General features: G+C 47.9%; 17 protein-coding genes and 1 tRNA gene. 11 read left to right on the top strand and 7 right to left on the bottom strand.

Features of this window, described 5'->3' with window-relative positions; genetic code table 11:
• Positions 1 to 45 precede the first annotated feature (45 nt).
• The 6 genes from IKG78_RS05320 to IKG78_RS05295 all read left to right on the top strand — a co-directional run bounded on the left by IKG78_RS05320 (position 46) and on the right by IKG78_RS05295 (position 9403).
• A complete protein-coding gene (locus tag IKG78_RS05320; RefSeq protein ID WP_290940445.1) occupies positions 46 to 1206 on the top strand; it encodes a LysM peptidoglycan-binding domain-containing protein in 1161 nt (386 codons plus the stop codon).
• 128 nt (positions 1207 to 1334) lie between these two features.
• Positions 1335 to 3383 carry a HAMP domain-containing sensor histidine kinase gene (locus IKG78_RS05315; RefSeq protein WP_290940440.1) on the top strand — a complete coding sequence of 683 codons (2049 nt, stop codon included), beginning with the start codon at positions 1335 to 1337 and terminating at the stop codon, positions 3381 to 3383.
• A gap of 2 nt (positions 3384 to 3385) precedes the next feature.
• Entirely contained in the window at positions 3386 to 4108 is a 723-nt protein-coding gene (locus IKG78_RS05310; protein ID WP_290940437.1) for a response regulator transcription factor, read from the top strand.
• Positions 4101 to 6632, top strand: coding sequence for a hypothetical protein (locus IKG78_RS05305; protein WP_290940435.1), 2532 nt, complete (start codon positions 4101 to 4103; stop codon positions 6630 to 6632). Before IKG78_RS05310 ends, IKG78_RS05305 begins: the two co-directional genes overlap by 8 nt.
• An 83-nt stretch (positions 6633 to 6715) precedes the next feature.
• On the top strand, positions 6716 to 8545 hold the full coding sequence (locus IKG78_RS05300; RefSeq protein ID WP_290940432.1) for an ABC transporter substrate-binding protein: 1830 nt from the start codon (positions 6716 to 6718) through the stop codon (positions 8543 to 8545).
• Positions 8546 to 8602: 57 nt separating this feature from the next.
• The gene (locus IKG78_RS05295; RefSeq protein WP_290940429.1) at positions 8603 to 9403 is read left to right on the top strand and encodes a CDP-alcohol phosphatidyltransferase family protein; all 801 of its coding nucleotides are present in this window, start codon (positions 8603 to 8605) and stop codon (positions 9401 to 9403) included.
• Positions 9404 to 9545: 142 nt separating this feature from the next.
• Here IKG78_RS05295 and mpaA read toward each other — a convergent pair whose 3' ends face one another.
• The 3 genes from mpaA to ruvC all read right to left on the bottom strand — a co-directional run bounded on the left by mpaA (position 9546) and on the right by ruvC (position 11751).
• Positions 9546 to 10244, bottom strand: a complete 699-nt coding sequence (mpaA, locus tag IKG78_RS05290) for a murein tripeptide amidase MpaA (protein WP_290940426.1) — start codon at positions 10242 to 10244, stop codon at positions 9546 to 9548.
• A gap of 248 nt (positions 10245 to 10492) precedes the next feature.
• Positions 10493 to 11182: a M15 family metallopeptidase gene (locus IKG78_RS05285; protein ID WP_290940423.1), complete on the bottom strand. Its 690-nt coding sequence runs from the start codon at positions 11180 to 11182 to the stop codon at positions 10493 to 10495.
• Positions 11179 to 11751, bottom strand: a complete 573-nt coding sequence (gene ruvC / locus IKG78_RS05280) for a crossover junction endodeoxyribonuclease RuvC (protein WP_290940420.1) — start codon at positions 11749 to 11751, stop codon at positions 11179 to 11181. Before ruvC ends, IKG78_RS05285 begins: the two co-directional genes overlap by 4 nt.
• Before the next feature lie 91 nt (positions 11752 to 11842).
• On the opposite strand from ruvC, the gene IKG78_RS05275 reads away from it, so the two are divergent.
• Both IKG78_RS05275 and IKG78_RS05270 read left to right on the top strand, forming a co-directional pair.
• Entirely contained in the window at positions 11843 to 13729 is a 1887-nt protein-coding gene (locus tag IKG78_RS05275; protein ID WP_290940416.1) for a CHC2 zinc finger domain-containing protein, read from the top strand.
• On the top strand, positions 13729 to 14928 hold the full coding sequence (locus IKG78_RS05270; RefSeq protein ID WP_290940413.1) for a glycosyltransferase: 1200 nt from the start codon (positions 13729 to 13731) through the stop codon (positions 14926 to 14928). Before IKG78_RS05275 ends, IKG78_RS05270 begins: the two co-directional genes overlap by 1 nt.
• Before the next feature lie 67 nt (positions 14929 to 14995).
• Here the strand turns inward: IKG78_RS05270 and IKG78_RS05265 are convergent.
• The 3 genes from IKG78_RS05265 to IKG78_RS05255 form a co-directional block, all read right to left on the bottom strand.
• Positions 14996 to 15069, bottom strand: a tRNA-Pro gene (locus IKG78_RS05265).
• Between the two features lie 116 nt (positions 15070 to 15185).
• The gene (locus IKG78_RS05260) at positions 15186 to 15920 is read right to left on the bottom strand and encodes a hypothetical protein (protein ID WP_290940410.1); all 735 of its coding nucleotides are present in this window, start codon (positions 15918 to 15920) and stop codon (positions 15186 to 15188) included.
• 90 nt (positions 15921 to 16010) lie between these two features.
• The gene (locus IKG78_RS05255; protein WP_290940407.1) at positions 16011 to 16280 is read right to left on the bottom strand and encodes a hypothetical protein; all 270 of its coding nucleotides are present in this window, start codon (positions 16278 to 16280) and stop codon (positions 16011 to 16013) included.
• Positions 16281 to 16405: 125 nt separating this feature from the next.
• On the opposite strand from IKG78_RS05255, the gene IKG78_RS05250 reads away from it, so the two are divergent.
• From IKG78_RS05250 to IKG78_RS05240, 3 genes are read left to right on the top strand one after another with little or no spacing between them, the layout of a single operon-like run.
• Positions 16406 to 17257 (top strand): HAD-IA family hydrolase, encoded by an 852-nt coding sequence (locus IKG78_RS05250; protein WP_290940404.1) that lies wholly within the window; start codon positions 16406 to 16408, stop codon positions 17255 to 17257.
• Between the two features lie 41 nt (positions 17258 to 17298).
• Complete coding sequence (locus tag IKG78_RS05245) at positions 17299 to 18420, top strand: cysteine desulfurase family protein (protein ID WP_290940401.1); 1122 nt, start codon at positions 17299 to 17301, stop codon at positions 18418 to 18420.
• A gap of 20 nt (positions 18421 to 18440) precedes the next feature.
• Positions 18441 to 19301, top strand: a complete 861-nt coding sequence (locus tag IKG78_RS05240; protein WP_290940398.1) for an ATP-binding protein — start codon at positions 18441 to 18443, stop codon at positions 19299 to 19301.
• A gap of 14 nt (positions 19302 to 19315) precedes the next feature.
• Here IKG78_RS05240 and IKG78_RS05235 read toward each other — a convergent pair whose 3' ends face one another.
• A complete protein-coding gene (locus IKG78_RS05235) occupies positions 19316 to 19963 on the bottom strand; it encodes a hypothetical protein (protein WP_290940395.1) in 648 nt (215 codons plus the stop codon).
• Between the last annotated feature and the right edge of the window lie 6 nt (positions 19964 to 19969).

The following is a 19969-nucleotide window of genomic DNA, read 5'->3' as shown; positions in this document are numbered from 1 at the left end:
AGATTGGAAACTAAAAAACATTAATTATTTGGCTTAGGGAAAAGTATGCGATTTTTAAAATGTGCATCGATCTGTCTTGGTCTTTCGGCTCTGCTTGCATCCGCCTACGTGGTGAAAAAAGGCGACACTCTTTGGGACTTGAGTGGTGAATTCTTGAACGATCCATTCGCATGGCCGGACCTTTGGGAAAACAACAGACATATTCAGGATCCGCACTGGATTTATCCAGGCGATTCCATCTACATGGGTGAAGGCGTCAAGGACGACGGCTACCGCATCCCCGCCAAGACGAGACCGTGCGAAGCTGCCGTCGCCGATTCCAACTTGCCCAAAGGCATTACCGCCGTTGGATGTGACGAAAGGGACGCCCGCGATGGCGACTTCGAGAACATGCTCGGCAATCTCCGCGAAAAAGACAAAAAACAAAAGAAGAAAAAAGTCGAGGATGCCTATTTCTACCAAAAGCGTCCAGAACCGAAAATTTTCAACGGTTACTACCAAATTCTCGCCCCCGAAATTTACACGTTAGACGGCATCAGGACCGACAAACGCTTCTTCTCCATCCGCTCTGGCGAAAAGAAGGAACCCATCATCCACATTCCTGAGTCCGAGGTCATCGTTGGCGTTGGACGCAAGACGAACGCAAGCCTCAAGAAGGGCGACTTGATCGAAATCGTCGATGCACGGGCTATCGAAGTTCCGGCACACAAGGACAAGAGCTTTGACTACTATGCATTGGTCAGACTTTCAGGATATGCAAAAATTACAAGCGTTGGCGATACGCTTTCGAGAGCGATGATTGTCCAGAGCTTCAAAGAAATCAAGCTCGACCACGCCAAGGCTCGTCTCAAGCAACCGCTCAACATCTTGAACGTTTCCGGCTATACGACAGTTCCAGAAGCCAAGATCGAAGAAATGGCAATGATCCGCTACACGATGGACCCGATGCTTATTATTGGAGCGTACTCCTATATTCTTGTCGATAAAGGAACAAAGCAAGGTTATAATACAGGCGATGCAGTCGCCTTCTGGGACGAGGACACTTCCGATGCCGGTCTTGCCCCGAGACTTCTCGGGCGTGGTGTCATAGCAAGAGCTAGTGACAACGAATGCTCCGTCCTTGTACGCGAAATCTATTCCAGCAGCCGCCGTGTCGAAGTTGGGCATAAGGTATCCATAACACATAAAGCAAACTTGGCCAAGTGACAAAAAACTTATTGATAATTATCGGTATCGCAATTTCGATTCTAGCAATACTCATGGCCGGAAGTGTTCTTATACTAGATTATCCAGAATTGTCAGCACATATTCCATTTTAAGGAAGTGAGCTTTCAATGCAGATTTCTCGTAGCAACCTTCTCTTTCTTTCTTTTTTTGCAGGGGGAATTGTCTTACCTACGGCAATTCTTTCCTTTTTGAGCGTAAGGAATATCCAAAACGAAGCTTACCTTGCGCAAAAGAACTTTACTGAAAGTACAGAGACATTCCGCGAAGAAGTCACGAGCACCATACAAAAAGAGCAGAACAAGATTTTTCAAGAAATCAAGTCCGCCTCGCTTTATCTTTACGAACAGCCTCACAGTCTTTTAGACTTCGGAAACGCCACACAATTCAAGACGGTCAACGGCATCGAAGCCATGTTCCTTTACAACAAAGGAACTCTCATCTATCCCGACATTTCTTCCAAGCATTTTTCAAAGACTTCTGACTATTCAAACAGCGTCGCAAGCCCCTTCGAAAAACTGCTGTTCCGCGAAGAAGTGACTTCGGTCATGCCGCAACCGGTAGGTCTCTCCAAATCCGCACGGCAACTCCGGTTTTCGTTCGAATCCATCGACGACCAGATCCAGAATATATTGGGACTTATCCGTATTGCATACAAAACCAAAGACTACGAAGAAGCTCTCAGGCTTTTAAACATTCTCGAAAAACATCCACATCAGCAAGGGTATCTCCATTCGGACCTGACCCGTTCGGTGAATTTGTTGCACTTTGAAATTCTTGTTGCACAAAAGAAACACAAAGAAGCCGAAGACTACACGCTCTCCGTCTTAAATCAATTTTTGCAGAGCGAAAACATCGAGAACTTGCCCTCGGCAAAATTCTTCTTCGAAACTACATTTACACAAATTCTCTCGTTCGAAAACCTGAGCCAAGAAAAACGCGAAGCATTCTGGAACCTACGCGAGAACTTCAACCGCCAGCTCGGCTACATGGACATTTTCTTTAACAACAAAGACATAGTCCATACGCTTTTGAGCAAAGAAACGATTACCAAAAGCGGCATCGATATCATGAATGACCGCAAGGTAACATTCCTCAAGATGAGCTACCCCATCTTGTCAGGCGACCAAGTAGTGCTAGCCAAAGTCAATACCGACGAATACCGCGAGCGCATGCGTTCCAAGCTCAAAGCCGTAACGCAAGGTTGGAAAGGCATCCCATACTCCATTACCGAAGGTTCCGACAAAACACTTATCCTTGGGCATGTATCAGACAGTTCCTCCATATTAAATCAAGTTTCTTTAGACAAGGCCATTTCTTGGACGCTTACCTTATACGAAAAAGGCTTGAGTGAAATCAAAAAAGAAACTCGAAAGCGCATGTTCCTCATGTACGGACTTTTGTCATTCTCGCTAATCTCGGTGCTTTTGGGATCCATTGTGATGTTCCGTTTCTTGACGCAAGAGCACAAGCTTTTGGCAATGAAAGCGAATTTCCTTTCGAGCGTTTCGCACGAGCTCAAGACTCCGCTAACCTCCATCAAGATGTTCGCCGAAATGATGGCCCGCGGACGAGTCCAGAAAGTAGAGAAAGTACAGGAATATTCGGGACTTATCGGCAAGGAAGCGACCCGACTTGAAAACCTGATTGGCGCTATTTTGAACTACACGCGAATGGAACATGGCAAAGGAGGATTCCATTGGGAAAAACTCGATTTTTCAGCCTGTGTCCAAAAAGTATTTGATAACGTAGAAGATATCGGTGTCGAAAAGGGCCTCCTGTTCAGCACAAAGATTGAACCGGGCCTATTTGTTGTCGGTGACTACACGGCCCTCTATAGCTTGGTCCAGAACCTCATCGAAAACGCCATCAAATATACGAACGCCCCCGGAGACATCACCATTACCGTCGAACCCGACGAAGACAGAGTCGTTTTCTCTGTGGCTGATACCGGAATCGGCATTCCCTCTTCGGAACAAAAAAATATATTTAATGATTTCTATAGGGTCGGTGACGAAATGACTCGCAGCACGAAAGGTTCCGGACTTGGACTCGCCATCGTGAAACGAGTGACGGAATCCCATCATGCGACAATTTCTCTCACCAGCAAGCCCGGCAAGGGTTCAACCTTCACCGTAAGATTCAAAAAGGCAGAATGATTATGCAACCATACAGAATTCTCATCGTAGAAGACGAAGAAATCATCCGGCTTGGGCTCCAGGACAACTTCGAGCTCGAAAACTACGAAGTCGAAACGGCATGCGATGGCGAAGAAGCTATCGCCAAGACGGACTCGTTCCAACCGCACTTGATATTGCTGGACGTGATGCTCCCCAAAAAGAGCGGTTTTGAAGTCTGCCGGTTCATCCGCAAAAAGCACCCTGAATGCATCATCATCATGCTTACGGCAAAGACCGAAGAAACAAGCAAGGTCGCAGGCCTCGACATGGGCGCAGACGATTACGTAACAAAGCCTTTCTCCATCTTGGAACTGTTGGCTCGCGTAAAAGCGTTCCTCCGCCGAATAGACCAACAGGCTCAAGCACAAGCCCGCCCGGCAAAGCAACTCGCTTCTGTCGATGCCATCGATTTTGCAGACATCCATCTGGACTTCAAGAAATTCATCGCCTCCAAGAACGGCGAACCGCTGGAACTTTCAACAAGAGAATTCCAAATTCTCAAGTACTTCTGGCAACGCCGTGGCGAAGTCATACTCCGAGAAGATCTCTTGCAAGACCTATGGGGCTACACTCCGGACAACATGCCATCAACACGAACGATAGACAATCACATCGTCAACTTGAGACGCAAACTCGAAGACGATCAGGCAAACCCGAAAATCATCCTTTCCATCCGTGGAGCGGGCTACAAGTTCGATGCTTAACTTCGCGCAAAAAGAAAGCACCTTCAGCAAGGCGTGGATTGTTGCATTCCTCGCCCTCTGCACGGTATTTTCGGTTCATGCGCTCGCAAGCAAGATGGCATCCCAGTTGCAAGAAGCCATTTACCTTTTTGAAATGAAGGGCGAAGTCGATGACGCCATCAGACTCCTTGAAAAAGTTTCTCGCCAAGGAGATACAGACGACAAGGAAGCCGCATTTTTCTATCTCGGAAAAATCTACGACATGGCAAGCAACAAAGCCCAGGCAAACCACTTTTACGCCCGCAGCCAAGCAATAACCCAAACGACAAGCAAAGCATATTGGCTTGCCGAACGCGATGCAGCCACCAGTTTTTCCCCGGAAAGGCTTTTAAAGAAGACTATCCCTCTCCGAAGCCCCATTCGCAAATTCTTTGACGGCAAAAACGCCAACATTCTTTACGAAAACGGAAACATCGCCAAACTTGAAGGCGGACTCGTTATAGACGTTTCCTCCAAGCTGGAAGAAGGCAATATTCTATTGCATATCGATTCCGACGGGATGTGGTTCCACAATTCCACTCGTGACACCCTATTTTTCAAGTCGCACACATCGCCCAAACAAGAGCTTTCATTCAATATCAAGGATATCACGCAATTTACCGCAGTCAACCACCACGCCATAGCCATGACGGATCGCGATATTTACGTCCTTGACCGCAAGGGTACGTCCGTCAGAGGCAACAATACATTCAGTTCTTGCCAACTGCAAAAAGACATGCTTGGAAACGATTTCTTTATCGTTAACTGTACCGATAACGCCCTTCATGTGATTTCAACAGCCTCGGCAACAGAATCTTTTGTCATCGCCCAATACGATATTATCCAACAAACTTTCGTTTATAACAACCTCATTTACCTGATTTCCGGAAACACGCTTTTCTGCTATTCTCCCAAAAATCCAAAGACTCCGCTCTGGAAAGCAAGCGTCGGTAATATTGAAAGCCTTCAATCATTCGAGAATAACATCGTCACGCTCGAAGCATCGGGAAAAGTGACTTTGTACAACAGACTCAACGGAACCATACTTTCGAGCATCCGCGTCAATGCGTCTAACTTGTACCCACTTGCACAAGGGACTCTCGGACTCTTTTCAAACGAAGGCGCGGTCATCGCAGTCGATACGCTGCTCCGCCCTCTGTGGAATTTCAACTTTGCCAAGTCCCCCATGACACGCCCCATCGTCAAAAGCAAGTACATCTACATACCTTTCGACGACAAAAAAATCTATGTCATAGATGCCCACTATTATGGACAACGTCCGCTCTATTCTAGCAAGCTCGCATCCAAGGCAATCTTAAAAGCAAGACAAGAAGACTGGGACAATATCAATCCCGTTCTCGATTCCATCATCAAGAACGAACCCGGCAATGCCGAAGCCCACTTTTTCAAGGCTCTGTACTTAGAACAAAAAAATGCACCCGAAAAGGAACGCCAAAAAACATGGGCCGAAGCCGTCAGGCTCTCTATCGGAAATCCGCAAATAGCAAACACGATTTTAAGTAATTACAGCAAAACCATCGGTGCAAATTTTGTAAGTCCACTAAACATTTCTCCTAAGACTACATATCCACAATTCCTAGGAGCAAAGAAAAACCTTTACACCATAGACCCAGCCACAGAACAACTTATTTGCATCAATGCAGAAAATGGAGAACAACGCTGGAGCAAGTACATCGGAAAAATTGGGAATGCACCAGTTATTGAATCCGACGAAAACGCCATTTTCATTTCAAGCGGCTACCAAATGAATGTCTATGACATCAACAAGGACGCATTCAACAAACCACTCCAATTGCCAGGCAAAGTATTCAATTTTACACTGACAAACGACTTCATTTATGTTTCCACGTGGAACGGGTTCCTGATGAAAATCGCCCGCTCTAATTACAATGTCGTTTGGTCCCGCAAAGTTTATTCCATGCCATTCCATGTTGTCAAATTTTCCCGTTACCTACAACTCTGCAATTTGGATGGAGAACTCCTTCGCCTAAACGATGACACCGGTTTTTCAATTGACAAATTCATCAACAAGGTTCAAGTGAACATCACCAGCATGGAAGGACTCGATTCAACACTCGTGCTCGTCTCTAGTACAAACAAGATGTTCCTGCAAAATACAAAGCGCAAGGATTTCAGTCCTACGCAGGTGCTCATGGAATATCCCATCGTCTCTGTACAAGTTTTTAGAGACCAGAACGATAATAAAATCATTCTCTCGCTTGCCGACCAATCTATTTTGCTTTATTCAAACATCGGAACTCCGCTTTGGAAATTCCAAGGGAAAAAATCCATATTTTCAAAGCCGTTCATCGACGATGGGCTTGCATGGATAGACCAAGGCAACGAAATTATCGCCATATCCCTCAAGGACGGGAAAGTCGTAAAGTCATTCAACACACCTGGAGGGGCAGGGACACCCTTCATTTTGAACCATACTTTGTTCAGCGCCTCCCCCAAACGGGTCCTTTACGGTTTTCCGCTCTAATTTAGAGTATAGTAAACTAAAATTTAGTAGTCAGTTATGCAAAATGTCACTACATTTTTATTATAAAGTTCTATAGGGAAAAGATGGGTTACAATTTCAAGAAACTGACTATTTCATGCAACCATTCTATAACGAAGACGTTCTGGAAAAACGTGTTTATGATGACGTTTTTTACGTCGATCGCATTCATGGCTACAGGTTGCAAAGAAGAGGTTTCCAAGCAACCCCCTCTCCAAAAGTTATCTGAATATCCGAGGAATGAAACTTTATACATCGGCGGATTCGAATGGGCTCCGCCCACGACTTTCAACCCGTTGGATCCGAACCCCAATTTTCCAACAGACGGAAACATCAGGCTTCTGTACGAATCGCTCCTCACCTATAACCTGCTTACGGGAAAGCTAGACCCGATGCTAGCCGATTCCTACATCCAAACGGATTCCAGCATCACTGTCCATCTCGATCCAGAAGCAAAGTGGAACAACGGACAAGCTGTCACTGCCGATGATGTGATTTACACATTCAAGATAGACTCCATTCTCCCGACAGCCCATCACGACAACTGGCAACATATCAAGGCCATCACAGACGACGGGAACAACAATATCACATTCCATCTTGCGTCACAAAGAAACCCGCTAATCGTCCTGAACGCCATTGCCGAGACCTCCATTCTCCCAAAGGCGGTCTTCGAGCCGCTCCTCAAGTCCGCCAAAAACGGCAAGGGCTACAGTATGGAGAAAATTCGAGAATTCAAGAACGACTCGCTCCCGGTAGCCTCGGGTCCATACAACTTAAAATCCTATAGTCCTGACAAAATCGTATTGGAACGTTCTGAAAGCTATTGGCGACAAAATAAATTTAAGGGAAAGAAGCCTGTTCCCCGTTTCATCATCCACGCTATATACAATAGCAATGACAACTTCAATAACGCCATGATACGTGGAAATCTGGACGTTTCCTCCAGTTACTTGCCAAGAATTTGGGAAAAAGCCAGGGACAGCATCCGAGCGTGGAGCAGGGAAGAACCCTACCAACAACCGGCAAACATCACCGTTCTGGCCGTTGCCACACAAAAAGAACCCTTCAACAACGTAAGCTTCAGACGGGCCCTAGCTCATGCCATAAATTTCGAAAAAATCAAGGTTCGAGCTGTATCTAACTACTCCCCGAGCATGCAACCCGGACTCATCCTCCCCTTCGGAGCAGAGAAAAAATATTACAACAAGGAGGATGCTGATTTTTACGGTTACGGCTACAATACAGACAAGGCTCGCAAAATACTCAAAGACGCCGGCTACTCCTGGAACAAGGAAGGCCTTCTCCAAGACAAAAAGAAAAAGCTTATCCGTAATATTACTATAGAGTGTCCTCAAGGTTGGACCGACTGGAACGAAGCAATCAATGTGATTGTCGAATCATTTGCAGAAATCGGGATAACTGCAGTCCCGAAATTTGTCGATTACAGCACTTGGGACACGGATTTGCGCCGAGGAACATTTGACCTCGCCATGATAACGCCACCGATAGACCACTCCGTAGCAAGTCCTTGGGACAGGTTCAACCACTTATTGAGCCTGACCGCCTACAAACCCATCGGTGAAGAATCTTTTGCAAATCCAGGACGCTTTCAAGATGCAAAAATCAACAGCCTTTTAGACAGCATCCCAAGAATTACGGACGAAGAAAAGCTCCAGCAAGCATACCGAGAATTGAACAAGCGCTTCATGCAGACGGTGCCAGTCCTTCCCATCATGTACAGACCATCAACATATTACCAGTTTTCCACCAAGCACTGGACGAACTTCCCTACGGCAGAAAACCCCTATGCACCACCAAATAATCTTGTCGTTGCCGCAGGTGTGACTGCTCTTTGGGAAATAAAATCGGTCGAACAGCAGAATAATCAATAAAAAAGTTCTCATTTTCTCTAAAAAAAATTATCTTTAGCTCATTATTTAAAGGAGTTCATGGTGCAAAACTTACGCTATATTTTGCCAAATGCCTTCACAAGCATGAATTTTTTATTGGGTGTTTTTTCCATTTGCTGGACTACAGGTGCGTTCGCTTCATTCAGTACGGCAGACCAAATCCGCATGGGAGCTTATTTCGTCATCCTGAGTGCCCTTTTTGACAAGCTTGACGGCTTTGCGGCCCGCCTTGTAAATGCCAGTTCCGAATTCGGCGCCCAATTCGATAGCCTTGCCGACTTGATTGCATTCGGTCTAGCTCCAGCATTCGGCGTTTTCTTCACTTACAAGATGTACGCCCCGGACTGGTTCCAGAACCATGGACTCCTGATGGTCGTCGCCCTCGCCATTTACGTACTCTGTGCCGCCATGCGACTCGCCAAGTACAACGCCTGCGACTCTGACACTTACCACCACCACTTCTCCGGTCTTCCCTCCACGTTCGCAGGCATGGTCAACGCCACTCTCATCGTGTTCCTCAATACCAAAGGCGTTTTTGCGGATTCAAGCACGTTCATCTTCTGGGTTCCTTTAATCGTCTTCGTTGTCACTGGATTTTTGATGGTGAGTCCGTTGTTCCTCCCGAAGCTCCAGCCCCGCAAGAACAAAGCTTTCAATATGTTCCAGATTGTGCTGATTGTGCTTACCTACGTTGCCGGTCTCCTCTTCTACAACGAAAAAGTTCCGTTCATTCTCGAATACCTGCTCATCTTGGGTACATGCTACATGGTGATCGGTTTCGGTGTCGGCATCGCCTACCGCAAGCAGATTATTGAAGAAGCTAAGAAAAGTAAGCAGTAAGCAGTAGGCAGTGGTTAGTGGTTAGTGGTTAGTGGTTAGTGGTTAGTCATTGGTCATTGGTCATTGGTCATAGGTCATTAGAAAAGTGTCATGCCCGCCGTTTTGGCGGGCATCTTCTTTTTATAAGCATCTTTGAATCGCTTTAGTGCGAATCTATGCGTTCCAAAAAATTCGCGAACGCCACGCCATACCGGTCAAACAAATGCTCTAGAGACATGCGAGGGAGTTCCAGCGTCACACACTCTATGTTACGTTCACCGCACCACGTCCCCAAGCTCCCCGGAGTCTCATAACCGATGTCAGGCCGCCATGGAAGGTTGAATACCCCCATCAAGTCCTCAACAAGTTCCGTCTTTTGCGGAGCGTCGATGCAACCCATCGGCGCATGCATCGAAAGAATCGACTTCGGCTTCAGTTTTTCAATTAAGGCGACAAGTGCTTTCGTCTCGGGTTCGCTCTCAGCTTCATATCCCGATAACAAAATCGTATCGCGAGGAGCTTCGAGGATAGAACGAGATTCGACCATATCCGGCAAGAAGTTACGCGTATTAAAATTGCGGTTCAAATCGACACCGACGGGATTTCCGCGCATTCCCAGCGCCATGCCATCAGGATTTGCGCACAAGATAAAGGCCACAGAATCAAAGTTGTCGTCGAACGCACGGAGCGCACGGCTCAAGAGAAACGTCGTTTCCGGTTCCTCACCGTGAATTCCAGCCATCACAAGCAAACGGCACTTACCACGGCAAGGAATATAGCGTAGCGGAGCGCCTAGAACGGAGCGCCCGTATTCAGAAAATGGCAACCGAATAATTCCGCGAGATTCAGGAGAGAAGAGCATAGAGGTTTGAGGAGTGAGGTCGCCGTTTCACGGCTTTGAGGTGTGAGGGAATATAGTAAGTTAGTGGTCAGTGGTCAGTGGTTAGTGGTCAGTGGTTAGTGGTTAGGAAGAGTCATCCTGAAGGCGAAGCCTCCCCTTTCGTCTATAGGACCGAAGGTCCGTTCTTTCGTCTATATTAAAGACGAGCAAAGCTCGTGATTCTTTTCCTAAAACCTATAACCTAAAACCTGAAACCTCTTTCGTCTATCTCATACAAAGTAAGGATAAATATATTCCTCCGCAAGTTTGGGGAGATTCGCAAGAACAGCTTGTTTACATTCCATATCGGAGCGTTCGTAAATGCCACGCAGCACATCGAGCGAAAAATGTTCCAGCCGTTTGCGCGACGTGGGCAAGTGCGCAATGTGCCATCCTTCCGGGCGGATTTTCCCACGACCGGGAACGAATACGCGATTAAAGCCAAACGACTTACCAGCATCCATCCGCTCCGTCAAGAACGCATGGAATTTTGCAAACATGCCTTCGCACTCCGCAGGCGTAAGCTGTACCTCATAGCCCTCCGGGCACGCAGCGCCATCGACCACGTCAATGTCAGTGCCCAAGTGGTGGCGGCTTGCCCCCGGCAATGCTGACCAAGTGAGAATCGCATACATCAGTTCTTCTTCGTCCGTCGGGCGTTCCATGGGCATTCCAGCCGCCGACAAGAGCGGAAGTTCGCCCCGAGCCTTGCGGTTCCAAATAGAAAGTTGTTTTTCAAACGAACGGTACGCGGACTCCACACGCAGCTGAAAGCCACAAGCATCCGCAGCACTCGACAGCGATTGCAAATCGCCCGCAATCTCACGATCGACAAAGTATCCCGGTTGGAACTCTACCAAGTCCGGCGATCCAAGGCCATACGGCAATAGCGACACATCCGACATCGAAACATTCATCATTGAATCGTCCCTCCCATTTTTTCAATCAAGTCCTTCCACTGCTGAACCGAAGCTTTTTTCTTTTTCGTCGTTGATTTTTTCTTCAAAAGCGACTGGGCTAGTGGCGCCGGGTTCGCATGCGTCCACGCAATAGCAAGCGCATCGGTCGCATCCAGCGGGAGTTCCGCAGCCTCAATCCCCAAGCGCGCAAAGACCATGTTCGCCACATGTTCCTTCGATGCAGCCCCATCACCCGTAACCGCTTGCTTTACGACACGCGGCGGATACTCGTCGTACGTCATTCCGCGACGATGGCACGCCACGAGAATCGCACCACGAATATGCCCCAGCACAAGAGCGCTCTTCACGTTTTTCGCAAAGAACACCCCTTCCATCGCCAAAGCGTCTGGTCGGTAAAACTCCAACCGTTTTTCTAGCTCCGAAACGATATGCACAAGTCGATCTTCAAGATTTTTTGCAGGATTTGCGTGAAACGTGCCATATTCAAGCACATGAATTTGATTTTCCGTCTTTTTCAGGAAAGCATAGCCGGTTGTAATGGAGCCCGGATCGATACCAAGAATAACCATACCCCAAAATTAGATAAAGATTTGCATTTTTTTGAAAAAAATCACAATTTACGAGAGCGTTCTTTATTAGATTTCATATATGGAGGCTCCAATGATAATTGATCAAGAACATGCAGATTATATGAGAACTAAAGCTCACCCGAGACAACTGGGAATTCCCCTAAGTCGTTGGGGACGTAACCTTATAGCCTGCTGTCCTTTCCACGCTCCAGAAGAAACATCCCTTTTCTTCTACGATGCACTAGGCTACTGGCGTTACCGCTGTCTCCAGTGCGGAAGCGAAGGCGATTTGGTTGATTTCGTAATGAAAAGCCGCTTCAACGGTCTCGACGAACAGTCTGCCCGCTCCGAAGCCTTTGAATTTCTTGGCTCTCTCGACAAAGATTTGACAAGTTCCCAAGATAGCGAACACCCATGGGTCAAAGAAGTCGGCGGAGAAAAATCCAAAGTGCTGGAATGCTTCGTGCGTTACTGCCACTGGGCCGCTTGCAAAAGCCCATCCTCGGCAAAGTTCCTAGAAGCCCGCGGCTGGAGCATCGGGCAAGCACAACTGTACGGCCTCGGCTACTACAGTGGCGACCCAGAACCGTTCATCAGCTACTGCATGCTTTCGGGCGTTGAACGCCACCAAATCAGTTTTTACCTCGACAACCTCGAAGCTTACCACGAACCGCGACTGACCATCCCGGCCCGTAATTCCAAGGGGTTCATCCACTCCGTCTATGGAAGGCTTATCGACGACAACGAAAAGAGCCACACGTACATTACATACGCTTCGGGTCCGACAGTCATTCCGTTCAATATCCAAGCCGATAGCGAACAGCCCATCATTGTTCAAGGATTCTTTGACGCGCTCACCGCGGACCTCGCCGGCATTCCTGGGGTCGTCTCCACGATGTTCCAGGAATTGAACATCAACCACCTGTACAAGCTCAAGGCTTGCGGAGCCGAAGCGTTCACGGTCATCTTACGTCGCGAACACGACCGCAGGGAACAGGAACTGAGAATCCAGAAGTACCTCAAGATGGCAGAACAGCTGCACATGAACCTCAAATCCATCGTGCTGCCGGCAGGCGAAACTGTCGATACCCTTGTCCGCAAGAACGGAGCCGACCAGCTCATCGACCTCATTGCCAAAACCGAAGTCGATACAATCCATTCGCACCGCCGCTCCATGCTGTTGCAGGACATCAAGGAAAACTTCGATACGGCCATGGCTTGTCCGCCAGACCAAAGCGTCGGTTACAAGCTGAACACGTTCCCCAAGCTCACCAAGGAAATCGACGGTGTGCAATCTGGGTGTTTCTTTGTTTCGTCCAATCCATTCGGCCTCAAAACGATTTTGCTTTCGAGCCTCGCCCTGGACTTGATCGAGAGCAACCCGAAACTCAAAGTCATTTACGTTGCCTACGAAACACCACGCCGCCAAATTTTTGACCGATTCGTTTCCATGCTCATCGGGCAATCCATCCTCTCCGTCCGCAAGCAAAATGCAGACAACGAAGTCAACAAAAACATCATGGAAGCGACACGCGAGCTGATGAACTACGTTCGCAACAATCGCCTTGAAATCTGGGAGGACATGCCTTCGCTCGACTTTAACGACCTCCTCAAGACGCTAAAGCCAGAACTCAAGGACCATCCGGACTTGGTACTCATGATTGACGGTATCGACCACTTGAAGATTACCGATCGACCGGAACTCCCGGATATCCACGAAAAGCGTTCTTCCGTGATGCTCGATTTGTACAAAGCTCTCGATATTCCCATATTCCTTGGCGGCGAACTCATCGATTCTCCAAACATGGGACTGCTCGGGCCAAGAGCTTACCTTCGTGATTCGGACGCCATTTACTGGCTCACGCAAAAGGACGACGAACTGACACTCACAGTCGATTCCAAGCGCCTTGGTACAAGCCACGTCTATGAAGGAAACATTGTGACGGATCCAGAATCCAGTCGCATGAAAGAAGTGTAATGTTTACCATTGTCGATTTCAACAACTTCTGGAGTCCGTCGGGAGGCGGAGTCCGGCGTTATCATTTGCAGAAAATGTCGTTTTACGAAAAGCAAGGCGAAACCTTGTCTGTTTTCGTAATGCCGTCGCAGACAACTTATACCGAAAAAAGAAGTGACGGACTCATTATCGAACATGTAGAAGCGTTCCGATTCCCTGGCAACTGGGAATACCGCTTTATGTGGAAGCCCTCACAAATCCGTCCAATCCTCGAAAAATACAAGCCTGACGTGATTGAAGTCGGTTCGCCGTACATTCTGCCATCGGCGGTCCGACGTATCGCAAAAAAGGTTGTTCCCAAAGCGGCGTTATTTAGCTTTTGGCATGCCGATTTCCCAGTGACTTACGTGGGACGTCCCGTCGCAAAAAAATTAGGTGTTAAGGCGGGAACGTTCTGCCGCAAGGCCGCCTTCTGGTACGCAAAAAAAGAATTTTATGGGTTTGATTGTGTACAAGCGTCTTCGAAAGAAGCAATGGCACGCCTCAAAAAGAACGGCCTCCCCGACCCGCGCTGGATTCCACTCGGTTGCGATATCGACACGTTCTCGCCAAGCAAGCGAGACGAATCGCTTGTTCAAAATCTCAAGGATGGTTGTCCAGAACGCTTGACGATATTCTTCCCGCACAGGCACTGCAACGAGAAAGGCATCGATCTCGTTCTCGGAGCATACGACCTTTTGACGCAAAAGCTCGGCCATGAGCCAGCCATTGTTTTTGCAGGCACTGGTCCGAGCCTCCCACTTGTGCAAGCCGCCGCTGAAAAGTACAAACACGTAAGTTACATCGGTTTCGTAAATTCCATCGACGAAATGGCGCGCTACTACGCAAGCGTCGATATAGGGCTCGCGCTCTCCGGCTGGGAAACGTTTGGACTTTCGATTCTGGAAAGCATGGCCAGCGGCAACGCCCTCGTCGGAGCCTCTGCCGGAGCCGCATTCGAGCACGTCACGGAATCAGGTGCAGGCACAATCCTCAAGGAACGCACGCCCGAAGCCTTGGCTGATGCGATCGTCGAGCTTTACCATTCCGACCTCACTGACAAAAAAGCCAAAGCCCGAAAGTACGCCGAAAAATTCAGCTGGAACGATTGCTTCAAACGGCAACTAAATCTGTACAAAGAAATTTCAGCACAGAAAAATTCATCAACACGGCAGCAGTAACATAACAAAGTCAACGCTGCGAAAAAGAACAATGCAAAAAAGACTCGTCAATGACGAGTCTTTTTAGTCGGGATGACTGAATTCGAATCAGCGACCTCTTGAACCCCATTCAAGCGCTCTACCAGGCTGAGCTACATCCCGAGGTCTCTTACAAGAGTATGCCAAAGTTAGTTAAACTAGAACATTTTTTCAAGGCAAAAGTGCGAAAAAAGCGAAATTTACCTCACTCTGGCATCGCAGGTCCTTTTTAAACGATTCTACTCCTTCCAATAACCGACAACCAGCACCTCGGGAGTCGCCTTCGGATACTTTTTACTCTTGAACCCGACAATTTTGCGAAGACTTTTCTGCTTGAGTTCCCAGCCCGTGCGCGAAAGTCCCTTCGTCGAAAGCGTGACCTTGAGTCCAGGAACCTTGCCCCCTTCCTTGACTTGATCGACTTTATCGACATTGAGCATCACGTTTTTCGTCTTGATTGAAAATTCCCTCTGGGCGTTTTCGTCAAGAGTCAAATCTGGGCGTTCCTTCTTGTCTGTTCCCCATACATAGAACGTCCATTCGCGTTTCTCATTCGGTGCATAATAACCAGCGTCGAACATCTTTTCGCCAAAGAAAATCGGATTCTTTACATAACCGTCCAACTGGGCCGGATACGGCGTTCCCTGATTATCTATGATGACCACGACAGGGTTGATTTGACCATCCATGCCAGCAAAATCCATATCGAATTCGATAGTCACCGGAGCATTCGGCGCAATCTTTTGCGGATATTTGAAGTTCGACATGCCGATGCCCTGACCAATCACGTTTTCAAGAACAATCTCTTTATCCGTAACATTTGCACCTTTGATAACGATGTGCTTAACATCGCCCTGATCTGCAAAACCAATCGGATACGGATCCGGAACAAAACGGATAACATCATCGGCCATGGCTGTCGCTGAAAACGCAAGAGCCGCCACAAAAAGAGATTTAAAAATTTTTGACATCATGGTATGAATATAGAAATTAGTGGTTAGAGATTAGTGGTTAGTAAACAGTAGGCAGTAGGAAGTTAGAAGTGGGCTGTGGTTAGTTGTTTGTTAACGTTTCTTTCCATCCTTACACAAATATATAGCCTCTTCGCGGCATTGAGCAACAACATCGGTATTCTGAGCATACAAATGTCTGCTTAGGCAAGAATCATATTTTTCTTGGTCGAGGCATTTTGCATTTTTTTGATCCATCGTTTCTCGATCCGTCGGCCCAAACCATTCTTCAGCACAATTATCTGAAGATGCACAACTGCACGCCCACAAGAACGTGCACGAAAACGCAAGCATAAGCAACAAATAAATTCTTTGAAAAGCCATATTAGGAATATACAAAATCTACAACAACCAGAGCAACGCACACCCTCATAGTCCCATACTCATCACACATTTCCAATGACCAAAAACCATCGACTAACAACTCAACATTTTCTACATTTGGCGCCATGACTTCACTCGACGAACTCAAGGCACTTCTTGCACAAAAAGAATTGTTCATTTTCGACTTGGACGGCACGCTATTCAATACGCTTGGCGATTTGGCCCCCGCCGTGAATTACGCGATGATGCAATTCGGGCTTTGCACACACAGCAATGACGATGTGCGAACATTCATCGGGAACGGATCCATGAACTTGATTCGTCGTGCAGTCGCCGCAAATTTCATTGACGTGAAACTCGTTCGCAACTTTGACGAAGTCGCCGCCGTGCTAGAACGCGAAGGTTTCAGCGAAGAAAAAATCAAAGAAATCCATAAAGTTTATTCAGAATTCTACTGGGAGCATTGCACCGAAAATACGGAACCATACGAAGGTGTCATAAAACTTTTGCAAAGAATCGCAGCCATCAATCGTAATGGAGACTGCGCAAGAAACGATAAGAACTGCACGGAAAGCAATGAGAACCGTGCGGAAAATAATGCAAAAGGCACAAATGGTAATGGGTACTGCGCCGGGGCTAAATGCGCGGCGATGCTCACGAACAAGCCCGTCGCCCCTGCACAAAAAATTCTCGAAAAATTCGGACTCGAAAATTCGTTCGCCACATACCTCTGCGGCGACACCACGCCCGAACGCAAGCCAAGCCCCGCCGGCATTTACGAGATACTCCGCCAGACCGGAATCGCCCCCGAAAAAGCAATCATGATTGGCGACGATACGCCCGATGTTCTAGCAGCAAAGAACGCAAGCATCGATTGCATCACGCTTTTTGAAGGCTTCGGCAAAACAGAGAATCTACTCCCCTTGTCGCCACGATACACCGCAGGCCATATCAAAGATTTCGCCGAGTTCATCTAACCGCAGAAGGTTCCACTCAATTTTCTATCTTTTTGACAGTTATGTCCTATTTCGACTACACGGCAAACACCCCAACATGCGAAGAAGCCTTGCAACGATTCTGCGAAGTTGAACGCAGGTTTATCGGCAACGCCAATTCGAATCACGAAGCAGGGCATGCGACAAAAGCATTTCTCGCCCAAGTGACCGATTCCATCGCGAAACTTTTGGGCGTAAACCCCGACGAAATCATTTACACCTCGGGCGCAAGCGAAAGCAACAACACCGCCATCCGCGGCATCGTCCAGACCAAGCGCCATGTGGGCAAGCACATCATCACGAACCCGCTGGAACATTCTTCGGTAAGCGCCACGCTCACGGCCCTGCAAGAAGCGGGCTACGAAATCGAGATGGTAAAAATCGGCACCGACGGGAAAATCGACCTGGAAGACTTGAAGAGCCTGCTCCGCAAAGATACGGTGCTCGTAACGGTCAACGCGGTCGATAGCGAACTCGGGACCGTGCAGCCGCTGGAATCCATCAGTAAGATTGTCCGCGAGTTCCCGAACTGCAGCCTTCACGTGGATGCAACGCAGGCCATCGGCAAAACGCCTATAAACCTAAATCTGGCAGACACGGCAAGCATTGGCGCGCACAAGTTCTACGGACTTTCAGGCAGCGGTCTTTTATACAAAAAAAGCGGAATCGCCATGGAACCGCTCATTTACGGCGGCGCAAGCACTACCATTTACCGCAGCGGAACCCCGACGCTTGCGCTGGACGCTTCCCTCGAAACCGCATTGTCGCTTGCCATGGAGCATTTCGAAGAGCGCTTTGATCGAGTCAAGGAACTGCGAACGATTTTGCAAGAAAAACTCTGCGGCTATCCCAAGGTCCGCATCAATTCGCCCGCAGACGCAGTCCCGCACATCTTGAACCTGAGTGTCGCGGGAGTCCGCGGAAGCGTTTTCCAAAAGGCACTTTCGGACAAAGGAATTTACGTGTCGGTCAAGTCCGCCTGCAGCGTGGATGCACTCCCCTCCCGCGCCGTTTTTGCCGTCTGCCGCGACCGCAAAAATGCTTTGAACTCCTGGCGCATAAGCCTTTCGCACCTCACCACCGAAAAAGAAATCGACGAATTCATGGCCGCATTCAACAGCTGCTACAAGGAACTTTGCAAATAAACGCAAAAAAGGTAATGAAAATGGCAAGAGAACTTTCATTTGTCCAAAGCGTAGAACGGAGCATTTCGAAAACGTACCGCGAAAGGCTCTGGACACCGTTCATTACCGCCATCAAGAACTACAAGCTCATCGAAGAAGGCGACAAAATCGCCGTCTGCATTTCCGGCGGCAAGGATTCCATGCTCATGGCGAAGCTCATCCAGATGCTCCACTGCCATAGCGACGTGAAATTCGACGTGGAATACCTGGTGATGGACCCCGGCTACAACGAAATCAACCGCCAGAAAATCGAAAGCAATGCGAAACTTCTGGAAATTCCCATCACCGTTTTCGAGACGAACATTTTCGACGTGGCGAACAACACCGAACGATCCCCCTGCTACGTTTGCGCCAAGATGCGCCGCGGCCACCTCTACCACAAGGCAAAGGACCTGGGCTGCAACAAGATTGCGCTGGGTCACCACCTCTCCGACGTCATCGAGACCACCGTCATGGCGATGTTCTACGGCTCGCAACTGCAGGGCATGATGCCCAAGCTCCACAGCATGAATTATGGTGGAATGGAACTCATCCGCCCCATGTATTGCATCAACGAGCAGGACATCATCAACTGGAAAAATTACAACGGGCTGCAGTTTATCCAGTGCGCCTGCCGCTTTACCGAAAGCTGCACCGTTTGCGACAACGGCGGTGGCGGCAGCAAGCGTCAAGAAATCAAGGCGCTCATCAAGCGTCTCAAGCGCGAAAACCCGAACATCGAAAAGAGTATCTTCAACAGCCTGCACTCCGTCTGCATCGAGACTTTCCCCGGCTACAAGGCCGGCGGCGAGCTGCATTCATTCCTAGAAGACTACGAAAATCGCGAACCGCAAAAAGGCTAGAACTTCGCGACAAGCTACTTGTTCTTTATTGAAGACGAATCATCAAACATCGATGGTTGCGGAAGTTCCCCGTAAAAGGAAATCGGGAACGAGAATATCGCCCCGTTTTTCGATTTCGGAAACACCCAATGGCTGACAGATTCCTTGACATCTTCATTAATAGCGCTAAAGGGGCTATTTTCGGCAATTGTAGTCGATTTAATTTGAACATTTTCAACTTCGCCGCTTGAAGCAATTTTCAAAGTCAAGACTATTCTTCCTTCAAATTCACTTCGCCTTACATTCTTATCGCAGATAAAGCGTAAACCATGAACTCGTTGGCGATAAACCTTTAAAAAAGTCTGAACATCAATATCACGACCTTCAACGACAACATTTTTTGCAGACAAAGGCTTAATACGGCATCTAGGGACCACCTTGCCATCCCCCCCCTTGTGAACAACATCCGGAAGGACACCATAAAGGTATGCTTGTTGAAAGATCTCCACACGAGGCTTTACAGTTATTTTCCGAATACTATCCTGATATTTAGAGGTATCAATCTTTTTCAATTCTATCGGATAACAAACCTTTTTTTCTTCAGTATCGTTACACCCTGCCCACAATGCTGCGGCAGTCATCAACGCAAATTTGCCAAGATATTTGCTAAAGAACTTGGACATACTTTG

The sequence above is a fragment of the Fibrobacter sp. genome (assembly GCF_017545445.1).
GTDB lineage: Bacteria > Fibrobacterota > Fibrobacteria > Fibrobacterales > Fibrobacteraceae > Fibrobacter.
This window is presented reverse-complemented; position numbering and strand designations above follow the sequence as displayed.